General features: G+C 55.0%; 11 protein-coding genes. 4 read left to right on the forward strand and 7 right to left on the reverse strand.

Annotated features, from left to right (window positions below):
- Positions 1 to 341: 341 nt before the first annotated feature.
- The 4 genes from radC (at position 342) to ACZ0AI_RS06510 (ending at position 3863) form a co-directional block, all read left to right on the forward strand.
- On the forward strand, positions 342 to 848 hold the full coding sequence (radC, locus tag ACZ0AI_RS06495; protein WP_463565059.1) for a RadC family protein: 507 nt from the start codon (positions 342 to 344) through the stop codon (positions 846 to 848).
- A gap of 356 nt (positions 849 to 1204) precedes the next feature.
- Complete coding sequence (locus tag ACZ0AI_RS06500) at positions 1205 to 1795, forward strand: hypothetical protein (protein ID WP_042554242.1); 591 nt, start codon at positions 1205 to 1207, stop codon at positions 1793 to 1795.
- Positions 1792 to 2385 (forward strand): hypothetical protein, encoded by a 594-nt coding sequence (locus tag ACZ0AI_RS06505; protein ID WP_463565060.1) that lies wholly within the window; start codon positions 1792 to 1794, stop codon positions 2383 to 2385. The genes ACZ0AI_RS06500 and ACZ0AI_RS06505 overlap by 4 nt, the downstream gene beginning before the upstream one ends.
- A 506-nt stretch (positions 2386 to 2891) precedes the next feature.
- On the forward strand, positions 2892 to 3863 hold the full coding sequence (locus ACZ0AI_RS06510; protein ID WP_179538303.1) for a GlxA family transcriptional regulator: 972 nt from the start codon (positions 2892 to 2894) through the stop codon (positions 3861 to 3863).
- Here ACZ0AI_RS06510 and ACZ0AI_RS06515 read toward each other — a convergent pair.
- The 7 genes from ACZ0AI_RS06515 to ACZ0AI_RS06545 form a co-directional block, all read right to left on the reverse strand.
- Complete coding sequence (locus ACZ0AI_RS06515; RefSeq protein WP_179538304.1) at positions 3860 to 4834, reverse strand: dienelactone hydrolase family protein; 975 nt, start codon at positions 4832 to 4834, stop codon at positions 3860 to 3862. The two genes, ACZ0AI_RS06510 and ACZ0AI_RS06515, sit on opposite strands and share 4 nt — an antisense overlap.
- Positions 4835 to 5159: 325 nt before the next feature.
- Complete coding sequence (locus ACZ0AI_RS06520) at positions 5160 to 6437, reverse strand: aminotransferase class I/II-fold pyridoxal phosphate-dependent enzyme (RefSeq protein WP_463565061.1); 1278 nt, start codon at positions 6435 to 6437, stop codon at positions 5160 to 5162.
- 23 nt (positions 6438 to 6460) lie between these two features.
- Positions 6461 to 7690 carry an MFS transporter gene (locus ACZ0AI_RS06525; protein ID WP_179538307.1) on the reverse strand — a complete coding sequence of 410 codons (1230 nt, stop codon included), beginning with the start codon at positions 7688 to 7690 and terminating at the stop codon, positions 6461 to 6463.
- A gap of 40 nt (positions 7691 to 7730) precedes the next feature.
- Positions 7731 to 8429, reverse strand: a complete 699-nt coding sequence (locus ACZ0AI_RS06530; RefSeq protein ID WP_179538308.1) for a TenA family transcriptional regulator — start codon at positions 8427 to 8429, stop codon at positions 7731 to 7733.
- A gap of 95 nt (positions 8430 to 8524) precedes the next feature.
- On the reverse strand, positions 8525 to 9013 hold the full coding sequence (locus ACZ0AI_RS06535) for a GNAT family N-acetyltransferase (RefSeq protein ID WP_257026858.1): 489 nt from the start codon (positions 9011 to 9013) through the stop codon (positions 8525 to 8527).
- A gap of 545 nt (positions 9014 to 9558) precedes the next feature.
- A complete protein-coding gene (gene uxuA, locus ACZ0AI_RS06540; RefSeq protein ID WP_463565062.1) occupies positions 9559 to 10749 on the reverse strand; it encodes a mannonate dehydratase in 1191 nt (396 codons plus the stop codon).
- A 12-nt stretch (positions 10750 to 10761) separates the two neighbouring features.
- Positions 10762 to 12237 (reverse strand): mannitol dehydrogenase family protein, encoded by a 1476-nt coding sequence (locus ACZ0AI_RS06545; RefSeq protein WP_179538311.1) that lies wholly within the window; start codon positions 12235 to 12237, stop codon positions 10762 to 10764.
- Between the last annotated feature and the right edge of the window lie 13 nt (positions 12238 to 12250).

Consider the following 12250-nt stretch of genomic DNA (forward strand, 5'->3'; position numbering starts at 1 on the left):
GACCTGCCGCCCGCAGTGGGCTGTGGGCAAGTCGCGTGCGCTCGCTTGTCGCCTTCGGGACTTTGTGGATGCATGCCGTGGGGCATGCCTGCTGCTCGCCAATACGCCTTATGCGTTTTGGCTGGGTAAAACCTGCGCGCTGCGCTTGCTGGTGGCGCCTGTGAGATCGGTGGAATAACGGTCTTGCTGTTTCCTCTGACCCTATCACGGCGTTCTCGCCGTCAAGGGCTGCACGCGCTTCGCGCGCTTGCGGCTGGGCCGGCTGTCGCCCCCTGACTGCTGCGCTGCACCGTGCTTGTGCCGGTTCCGGGCAATTCCGCCCGTGCAACTGGAGAACGATCATGTCGCAGCTTACTCTCGCCTTTGACTCCTCCCTGCTGGTTCGCGACGAGCAGGGTCGCTACGCGCCAGCCACTGCCGAGCAGATCCTGGCAGCAGCTCGCAAAGTCATCGATCAGAAAATTCAACGAGGTGAGGCCTTCACTTCGCCAGAGCTGGTCAAGGAGTACCTGATCACCAAGCTGGCAGGTTTCGAACACGAGGTATTTGCGGCACTGTTCTTGGATGCCAAGCACCGGCTGATCCAGTACGTCGAGATGTTCCGGGGCACCATCGATAGCGCTTCGGTCTATCCGCGGGAAGTGGTCAAGGAGGCACTGCGATTGAATGCTGCTGCAGTGATTTACGCGCACAACCACCCCAGCGGTAACCCAGAGCCGAGTCAGGCAGATCGGACGCTCACACAGCGGCTGAAAGAGGCGCTAGCACTGGTCGAAGTTCGATCACTGGATCACATCATCGTGGCAGGCCAACGTACAGTGTCGTTCGCTGAAGAGGGCTTACTGTGAACCTAAGGGGGCTTAGCCCCCTTTTTGCTGCGCCGCGTGGAACTTGGTATTTCTCTGCATCAGCATGCTTCCCTTTCACGGGCTGCTGATGGTCTGCGTTTCCACTGTTGAGAGCACGAGCGGAGACGCACCGCGCACCGCAGCAGGAGCAAAGCCTGACCGAAAGCCCCCTGCTCCGAACTGATTGCGCGTTTTGCAGACAAAGGTATCTGCCGCGAGCGGTGTGATGAAATTTATACCGCTGTACTCGATTGGATCTGCTCGCCTCGATGGGTTGCCCACTCAAAGCCCCGAGCAGGTCAGGTCGACCCACTTAGGCGTCCTCGCTAACCGACGCCCCGATCAAAGGACTGATTATGTTCCGTTACATTGCCATCGCATCGGCTGCTCTGCTTCTCACCGCCTGCAATATCCAACATAAAACTCCTGAAGCTCGGCAGCAGATCCAGCACGATCTCAAGCTGGCAAACATAACCGACACGGCTCAAACGAGCTTCTGTTGGTTACAGATTGGGGGACAGGCTAATTGCAAGTACACCTCCGCGATCAGCGTCCTGACTTCTGATAGCCTGATTCTCGTGGACTATGAGAGCGGTGCCTACGTGCAAAAGGACATCATCAAAACCGAGGATGTCAGATGCATCAGTGATCACGACGGGCAGAACTTCTATATCTTCAAAGATCAGTTGGCCGTGTCCGTGATCCCCTACACCGAAGTGCACAGATCGCTGCCAGTGAACAATCCCGAGTACCGGGCCAAGGCTCTCAAAATGCTGTTGAGCAACGGCCAGCCCTACCTGACCGGTGATGCTGCCACCTTCACCCGGGAGACCGGCAGGAAGGATTACAGCGTTCATAACATCTCCGCTCCGAGCGGCCCGATTCCCATCGTGGTAGGCACGGAAATGCGAGAAGTGTTTAGTCCATGCTCTGAGGGCAAGCCATGATGCGAGCATTGATATCGCTGATGGTTGCCACACTCGTGACTGCTTGCGCCAGCGTGCGTCACGATACGCCGGAGGCACAGGAAAAGATCAGGCAAGACTTGAAGCTGACGACCATCGTGGACTCCTCCCGCATGAACTGGTGTATCCACTCCTACGGTAGCGTCCCTGGTTGCCAGCCTGAAAAAGGAGTTGGCGTCGTGACCCCTGACGGCTTGGTCATGGCTCACTTGGTCGAGGGAAGATACGTCGAAGCGCGCACCCTCAAGTCTGACGATGTGGTCTGTTCGACCGTCCCGGGAGGCGGAGCTGCGGACGGCATTTTCTTCGCTTTCACCAAGAACGAAGCTTTAATGCTGGGTCCACTGCAGGCCGACCGAGACGAAATTAATACTGGTTTCAAAGCGCGGCTTTTCGATTACCTACACAGTAACGGTCAACAAAGCTTCGATGGCCCTGACGTGAATTTCCAGCGCCCAACCGGTGAAACGGTCGAGAAGACGACTGTAATTCAGGCGGGTTATGCCACTCGAGTCATCAAGGAAGAAGTCGATGTGCTCGAGATTTACAGTCCTTGCTCAACGCCTAGGTGATCATCGGCTGTGCGAATTATGCTGCGCTTAATGGGGCGGCAGCGAGCTACGTCTGGAAGTCGAGTCAGGCTGAAATAACGGTCTAGCGATCATCGAACGAGGGGCTTGAGCGCCTGGATGCACGCTCACCAGATCGCATCAGCTTGGTCGTCTACGCACGGTTTCGTTCGCTGAGGAGGAATTGATCTAAACGCAGGTCTTTCTAATGAGCTAGTGGGTAGTCCATCATCGTTACCCGCAAGCTCAGTACCCAATTCTGCCCATGACGATAGCTTAGGAGCTGAGCACTCAAACGTCGGGTCAGATGGGCCTCAATTGGATTGGCACATTAAACTCCTTCCACAGTCGTCTTGGTGGGTTGAAGGCCAGTGGCCTAGGCAACAGCTCTCCCGTGCAAGGTGGCGTCAGACATGAGCAAAGCACACAAGAGCACTGCAGCAGCGCTGCAACTAACCATCCTGACCGCACCAACAAATCTTTTGGCTGCCCATCCTCAGAGTAAGTGAATGCATACAATCTGGTTTCTCCTCCTTCCAGGAACGCACATCCTAGACCTTGGAGGCCCACTCCAGACGATGACTAGCATTGCCGAGCTCGAGCTAGCACCCATCGAGGTGCGTTGTATTTCACTTGAGAAAGAGGTTACGAGCTTCCAGGGGCTCACCTTGAGCGGGCTGGAAACGCTACCTCAGCAGTTAGAGCCCGACGACGTGTTGTTTGTAGTGGGGAACAAACTCTCTCTATCTCCTGCTGAAAACCTCATCTTCGCGAAGACGGCAAAATGGTTATCGAAGATTACGGAAATATCGGACGGTGCTCTGATCTGCTCCATCTGTACCGGTGCGTTTTTGCTAGGTGAGGCGGGCTTGCTCGATGATCGCCAGTGCACCACTCACCACCGCTATGTTTCTCTTCTGCAAGAACGCTACCCGAAGGCGAACGTTCTTGATAATCGCCTGTTTATTGAGGACGGCCGTATATTCTCGTCTGCTGGTGTTTCGAGCGGTACTGACTTGGCATTACACCTGGTCACCCGCTTATTTGGCCAAGATACCGCCAACCGGATAGCTCGAGAGCTGGTTATCTATCGTAGGCGCGCAGGTGAAGACTCTCAGCTAAAAACAGTAGATCTGACAAGAAATCATCTACACCCAATAGTGCATGCCATCCAAGACTATATTGACGCTAACCTGAGTTCGGACTTCAAGTTCGAGTCACTCGCAAGCCAATTCAACATCAGCTATCGCCATGTAGCGCGTTTGTTTAGAGAGAACACCGGCCACACGCTGCACGCTTACCAGCGCCTACAGCGCATGGAACATGCCCGCAACCTCCTCTGTACCACCAACCTTAATGTCGAGCAGATCGCTGAGCATTGTGGCTACAGCAGCAGCCATGCATTCCGTTTGGCGTGGCGACAGGAGATGCAGGATACGCCGTCACAGTTTCGTAATGCCGCCGGCATGACGTCCAGCTAGAACACCAATGGATCCCGGCGTTGAGTTGTAGACATGAATTGACTATGAGCGACACTGGTATCTTTTTGCTCGAAAGCGTCAGTGAAGAAATCTCTAACAGCCTGACGTGATGTCTCTCGCGCTATCGCATGTGGGGCCGAGGTTCCTACGCCGCCCTTACCTCTATGTAAAAAGGGATCTTCATACTGCTGAGCAGCTTCAAAGCCATTGAAGCCATGCTGGGCCCCCTCGTAGACATGAATATCAATTTTGATTCGCTCCGAATGCGGTAGTGCCGAAATAAGCGATGGGCAGGCCGCAGGATCGTCGTCGTATTGATCGTCCCCGCCGGTGAGCACGATTAATCGCACTGGGGCTAACATCTTGAATTCGTATCCGGGTACTCGATTGTACCCCCAGCACACGGGATAAAACGCTGCCAACGCGGTGACACGAACCCCAGTCTTCTTGACCAGTTCCGCGCTGACAGTAGCGGTTGATGCAAGCATGGCCTGTACCCCTCCCCAAGAAAACCCCACTACCCCAATGCGAGCCGGATCAATGCCTGGGTATTTCGCTAGATAACTCAACGCGCCAGCCAAGTCAGGGAGTGTGTCGTGGACTCTGGTAGGCCTTCCACTTGCACCGCCCTCGATCCCACGCGCGCCCCACATGTCGAGCTCCAAGGTTGCTATCCCAAGCTGATTGAGATCACGACTGTGCAGCTCCCCTCTGGAGTCCATACCCGCCGAGCCATGAAGAATGATGACTGCCGGTACTGAGTTGTTACGCCGAGCGGGGATGGAAAGCACCGCAGGAATACTAAGGTCGCCCTGGGCATCGAATAAGGGTAGTGGCTGAGAATTAAAACTTACCAAACGCTTGCTCACAGGCGCCAGACTTTCATCCTCAGCCGACCAGGACGGCAGTGGTCCATATGCGAACATCAAAACGCCGGCCAAGATGCCCCTCAAAACCAATACCTTTGCCATTACCTACTCCCTAGACTTATACGAGTAAAACAATCATGACCTTTGGACTAAGCCACCAACAAACCGATTCGTTATTTGGAGCCGCGCTGACAAGAAACTTCTTACCCGCAAAAAGAAGAAAAATATATGTCGTACATGCTCCACGCAATGCTGGAAAACGGTGAAAAGATCCCAAGCCATAGTAAAAACAAAACAGAAAATACAATGGCTACTGCAAAAGGTAGGGAAAACAAAACATCTTTTCTATACACTGCAACCAACGCAAGCATCTGAACTACAACAGCAGATGCTCCGACACCTGCACTAAAAACTATAACCTCATGCATCACTGGCAGCTCTCGGCATGAGTGTGATTTTCTGAGTTCGAAGGGTATTGACGCTCAATCACATCAAACGCTTGGCGTAAGTCTTTTTTAAGATCCTTAAGGCTCTCCAGCCCGACGGACATCCGAATCATGCCATCGGAGATACCCGCCATCTGTCTTTCAATCTCACTCAAGCGGCAATGGGTAGTGGTGGCCGGATGGGTCACCATACTTCTCGTATCTCCAATGTTGGTACAACGCGCAACCAACAACAGAGCATCGATCCATCGCCATGCCGCCTCTTGCCCGCCCTTAACCTCAAAACATATTAGCCCCCCATGACCCTGCTGCTGGCGACTGGCAAGCGCAAACTGAGGATGATCGGTCAGGCCAGTGTAGTGAACTGAGCGCACACACCCTTGGCCCGAGACCCAGTTTGAAAGCTCGATCGCGCTGTCCTGCACGCGGAGCATTCTCACTTCAAGCGTTTCAAGTCCTTTGAGTATTAACCAAGCGTTGAAGGGACTACACGAAATTCCGAGGGTTCTGAGAACACCCCGTAGTTCTCTGGTCATGACTGTCGAGCCGGTCACTATGCCAGCCAAAACTCTGCCTTGACCATCCATGTATTTACCGGCCGAATGGATCACCAAATCAGCCCCGAACGTATGGGGCTGTTGAAAAACAGGGGTCAGCATTGTGTTATCGACTACAAGTAACGCCCCCTTGGCGTGGGCAAATCGGCTGATAGCCTGAATATCACCGATTTTGAGAGTGGGATTTGAGGGTGACTCCATAACGACTAGACGGGTATTGCCATCTATGGCGGCATCCCACTGGCTCAGATCAGTTAAATCGACAAACCGCGACTCGATGCCAAAACGCCCCATGTAATTGCGAAAAGCGTTTACAGTCGTTCCAAACACGTCACGACTGCAGACAATGTTATTGCCCTGTTGCAGAAACGCGTGGCATAGGCCCGCAAATGCGCCCATACCGGAGGCAAATGCAACGGCGTCTTCTGCTGACTCCATCGCGGCCACACGACGTTCCAAGGCTGTGACCGTCGGGTTGGTGAACCGTGAATACACGTTCCCTTCTTTCTGACCACTAAAGCGCTCCCATGCATCCTGAGCTGATGTGAAGGTGTAGGCAGACGTCATTGCCAGCGGCTCGCAAAACACGTCTGATACGTCAATCTCGCGTCCTCGATGCAAGGCAGCTGTACTATCGAAACCAGCCAAGTCGACCATGTCCTTATCCATCGATCCCCTACTCCTTTCCCACCACGTGCTCATATAAATTTCCAAAGCATGGTCGCTCAGTCAACTTTGGCTGCGGCTGCCCCGCAGTCATTCTCTCCCTGCCTGACTGATATCAGCGTCAAGGAAAGAATGGCTGCCGCCACAGTCGACAGAACCAAGGCCATAATCGTGAATTCATAAGTCTGGCTTCTGTCGTACTCCATCGCACCCAACTGCGTGGCAGCCAGCGCACCCAGTTGATGCACAAGAAACAACATCCCAAAAACCTTACCTTTTTCTTCACTGCCATAAATGGAGAAGCAAAAGGCGGATGTGAGCACCACAGTGCCGAGATAACTGGCACCAAAAAGTGCAGCAAATACGTACGTAGTTAGAGGTCCTGGATCCGTTAGCAATACCGCCACTGCCCCGGCTCGTAACAAGTAGAAGCCCGCGAGGAGCATGCCCTTGTTGTAGCGCGTGGCCAGCCATCCAGCCAGCAGACCACTCACCAACTCCAAGATGCCAAGAAGGCTCAGGCCACTGGCTTGAATTGAAACGGGTAACTCAGCCTCCTGCCAGTACGGAACCAAGTGAACATCAATGAATGCCATCGTCGCGCCACAACTGGCAAAGCTCAGCGCGAGTACAAAGAAACGGGGGTCGCGAAGGAGGAAACTCAGCGATCGCTTGGCCTGCGCAATCTTTGGCTCAGGCAACAGCGGAACAACACGGGAAACGAGAAACAATGAAAGGCTCAAAGGAATCAGGTATATCAGGCCGACCGAAAAGAACACCTCCTGCCATTCCACAGATTGCTCAAGAAATATCCACAGCGGTGAGAGAACAATGAAGCCAATTGCAGTGCCATTGGTGACGAAAGCAAATGCAAATGCCTTTGAATTTTCAGCAACCAGACGATCGACAAGAATGCCCATAGGCACGTATGTCATCGCAGCGAGCGCGAAAGCACCAAGCAAGCCGTAAAGCAGCGTGAACAGCATCAGGTCGCTACCGATGAAGGTTGCCCCCGCCAGCACGACGCCACCACATAGGCTTCCAATCGTCACCGTTCGCAATGGACCTACACTGTCACTCAACCAACCAACCACTGGTGATACCAAGCCAATGGTCAAGACGAAGATTGATCCTGCAGTTGCCAAAGCTGCTCGACTGCCTCCAAAGTGAACAGCCAAGTCCACAAAGTACACTTGGTATAATCCCTTCAGTGCACTGGCGAAAAACATCACCAGAAACCCGACTGTCAGTACCGAACCAATTACCACTGGGCTGAACTGTCGATTCATGCGCTATTCCCTCTATCAACAAAAACCACAACAAGCTGAGTTAGCAGTAGGAGCGGTACATATCTTCATACATTGCATAAAACAGCCTGCATGTATGATCCACCGCTTCCAACGCCTCGCGCTGCATGTCTTCTGTTGTGCAAAGCTCAGAAACCAAGTCCAACCCTTCGTTTACATGACCCACATCCTCTTTCTGATGTACAGAAAAAAACAGCAGATCATTTTCCGTCAAACCGTATGCACGGCCTAACAGAACATGGCGTGCATCCCCTGCCACCGTCTCAAGATTTTGGCCCTCGCTGGCAATCATTACTGCGGCGGCACCAATGTGGTACTTGGCGGGATTTTTTACCGCATTTAGCCGGTATTCGATGAGTTCCTTCGTTGCAGGCAGCGGTTTTTCCAACTCCCTTTCAGAATCACTGATTCCAAGCGCCCGTAGAAAATTCTGCATTAACACAACGTGATTATCGGTTCGAGACAAACGTCCCGTTTCTTCTTCGAAGCAATTGGTTATTAATGCCCGCTTGTGGGAAGGCAGGGGACAATAGAAAAAAAGATTTTCAACATAACTCAGGAAATACTTTGTCAACTGGTAACCTTGAAGCGCCACCTTCCGAAGCAACTCAATATTTCCTTCAGGCGACAACAGTTCTCGAAATATCGGGTGAGAAAGCGTCAGATGGTGATGTAACTTTTGCTCCAGCGCATCCCTGAAATCTTTCGTATCCATAGCCATAAAGAACTCTCTGCAAAACGTCCGCGCAGCCGCACTCAAAAGCGCTTCATTGCGATTTGATTAGAATAAATAATTAATGTATCTTTTGGTCAGACTCAGTTCGCTAACCGTAGTCTTTTTGCCAGATTTTCAACCGATTGCGACATGTAATGTCCTCGATACTTCACACCGTTTACTCGTGCATAATCATCAAGCACGCCAAACGATCTAAATCCTAGCGTCTCCCAAAGAAGATGAGCTCGCGTCCCTTCTCGAACATCAAGCGTAAGCAATTCGATATCGTGTGCTTCAGAAAAATCGACAATTTCCCGAAATACCTTTGCAACCAACCCCATACCGCGGTGACTAGGGTGCACAACCCCCTTGCTCAAATTTGCGATGTGGCGGCAGTTCGGCATTCGGCTTTGCATGATTACCGCAAAGCAGGCCGGGCCGACGGGGCTGCTGCCCAAAATGGCGTAAGAATCGCCTTTCTGTATTTCATCCTGAAGAGATAGGCTGAATTCGGCACACTGATCGGGCGTCATCGGCTTGTCGTAACCAAGTGTGCCGCCATCCTTAGTTGTACTGTTGATCAGTTCCATAACTTGCAATGCAATAGTGCTGTCAATCTTCTTAAGCCAAGTCAGGCTTACTACGGTTTCTTCTCTCAACTTAGCCTCACCAACTCGTCCCATCCTAAGCCTGCACATGCAGCACGTGCCTTGATTAGACTGCTTTCGTCATCAAGGTCGAAAGGTAGGAACATGCCAAGAAGCGTAAGAATAGTGCCTTTGATAAGATGAATAAGACCATCGAGGTGTTGAACGTGTAAGCGTACCCGGCTCAGTGCTACCGCGACTCAGTCATCCCAGAAAAAGTCGACGTGCTTGAAATTCACAGCCCCTGCTCAATTCCCAAATGATCATCGGCTGTTGTGAATGAGGCTGAGCTTGATTTGGCCGCAGCGGACGATGGCTGGGGGCTTGGACAGACGTAAAGAATGCTTTAAAGCAGTAGCTGAAAGAGGCTCTTGCAGCCGCTTGCTGCATCACAACACCATGGCAGGCCAACGAACGGTGTCTTTTGCCGAGCAGGGCTTGCTCTGAACCGCAGGGGGCTTCGGCCCCCTTTTTTGCTTCGCTGTAGGTCAGGTGTGCGCCGCGCCTTTCAGTTGCTGCCTGACGGCGAGTTCCACGCCGCGCAGTTCTGCCAGACCCTTGAGGCGACCGATGAGCGAATAGCCGGGGTTGCTCTTGCGGTGCTGGTCGTCGAGTAGCTGATGACCATGGTCGGGACGCAGCGGCAGGAGCGGGCCACCGTCCCGTTCACGGCGACGCTCTTCCTCGACCAGGGCCGTGATGACCCCGACCATGTCGACGTCGCCGTCCAGATGATGGGCCTCGTGAAAGCTGCGCGGGTCGGCCTCACGGCGAGTGGAGCGCAGGTGGGTGAAGTAGATGGAGGGGGCGAACTGCCTGGCCATGGCCACCAGATCGTTGTCCTCACGCACGCCATAAGAGCCGGTGCAGAAGGTCAGGCCATTGGCCGGACTCGGCGCGGCGTCCAGCAACCACTGCGCATCGGCTGCGGTGGACAGGATGCGCGGCAGCCCCAGCAAGGCGCGGGGCGGATCGTCCGGGTGGATCGCCATACGCACACCCACCTCCTCTGCAACCGGTATAACGGCGCGCAGGAAATACGCGAGGTGCTCGCGCAACCGGCTCTCGTCGATATTGGCGTAGGTGCGCAGCAAGGCGCGGAAATCATCGAGGCTGTAGTGCTCCTCTGCACCAGGCAGGCCGGCGATCAGCGTGTTGACCAGAGTTTCGGTGCGCGCTGGCGTCAGTTGCTCGAAGTAGGTCTTGGCCTGGTCAATGTCCTCGCCGCTGTACTCGGCCTCGGCGCTCGGACGTTGGAGGATGAACAGGTCGAAGGCGGCAAACGCGGTCTGGTCGAAGCGCAGAGCCCACCCACCGTCGGCCAGCTCCCAGGCCAGGTCGGTGCGGGTCCAGTCGAGCACCGGCATGAAGTTGTAGCAGACGATATCGATGCCACAGCTGGCCAGGTTGCGCACGCTTTGCTGGTAGTTGGCAATGTACTCGTCGCGCCGACCGCAGCCGCGTTTGATGTCCTCATGCACCGGAATACTTTCCACCACCGACCAGCTCAGGCCGGCGGCTTCGATCATCTGCTTGCGCCCGGCTATGGCCTCGACCGGCCAGACAGCGCCGTTGGGGATGTCATGCAAGGCGGTGACGATACCGGTTGCACCGGTCTGGCGTACGTCCGCCAGCGAGATGGGATCCTTGGGGCCAAACCAGCGCCATGTATGTTCCATGATGATCTCCTCTTATTGTGGGGTAGCTACGGCAAAGGCGCGCAATACGGGGCCCATGCCATCACGCAACAGGGCGCTGTAAGCCGTTTGTACCGACTGGCGAAACTCGGTTCTGCCGGACAAGGCGGAGGGAAACACTTCTTGCAGGTCAAGAAAGGCATCTACCAGGGCTGGCCCTTTGAAGCATTCGGCAAGCGCGGCAAAGGTGTCACGCAGCGGATCGTCGATCACCGGCGCAGCAGCGCCAGGCAACGGCCGCGAGCAGTAATGAATCCAGGCAGCGATGCCTAACGCGGTACAGCTCAGGTCGCGGCCGTCGTCGAGCAATTGCTGCGCACCAAGCAGCCAGCGCTGCGGCAGTTTCTGCGAGCCGTCCATGGCGATCTGGCGCAGGCGGTGTTGCAGGCTGTCATTGGCAAAGCGTGCAGTCAGGGCGCGGGCATACACGGTCAGGTCAATGCCTTCCGGCATGTCCAGCGTCGGCGCCGCTTCCTGGGTCATGTAACGCGCGATGAAGCCCGCCATGTCCGCATCGGTGATCGCATCGAACACGGTCTCGTGTCCGGCCAGCAAGCCGACGTAAGCCAGCAGCGAATGGCTACCGTTGAGCATGCGCAGCTTCATGGTTTCGAACGGGCGAACGTCGTCCACCATCTGCACGCCCTCCACTTCCCAGTCCGGACGCCCAAGGGGGAACTGATCCTCGATCACCCACTGGCTGAACTGCTCGCAAACCACTGCAGCCGGGTCTGTACAGTCCAGGTGCTGGGCCAGCCGGGAGAAGGATGCGTCATCCATGGCTGGGACAATGCGATCGACCATGGAGCTGGGGAACGCGACGTGATCGCTGATCCATTGCGTCAACCCGGTGGCCTGCCCTTCCTCCTGTAACGCGGCCAGGGCACTCACTGCCTGGCGGGTGCGCTGACCGTTATCGGGCATGTTGTCACAGCACAGGACAGTGAAGGCCGGGATGCCGGCGGCGTGGCGGCGGCGTAAGGCTTCCAGGACGATACCTGGCGCCGAACGCGGTGCCCGGGGATGGGCGATATCATGGGCGATCACCGGATCGTCCACGCGCAGCTGCCCCGTAGTGGGGCTCAGGCAGTAGCCCTTTTCGGTGACGGTCAGGGTGACAATTCGGGTTTGCGGCGCAGCCATGCGCTGCAGCAGAACCTCCAGGTCATGGCCACCCTCGCCCACGTAAAGCGCCTGGCGTAACACGCTAACTTCGCGCAGCGTGACATGCTCGCTGTCGCGGTATTCGGCTACATGATAGCGGCCGCCCTGCTCGCTCAACTGGTCAACCAGGTGGCGATTGGAGCGCAGGTTCGCGCTGCACAGCCCCCAAGAACTTTCGCCGACACGTTCGAGGTGGCGTTGCAGGTAGACCGCCTGGTGGGCGCGGTGAAACGCCCCCAGGCCAAGGTGCACGATACCGATCTCGGGAGCGGAACCGATAAAGGGCACATGGTTAATGGCAGGCATCGACAGGTTCCTT

This window comes from Pseudomonas sp. AC355 (genome assembly GCF_979258205.1).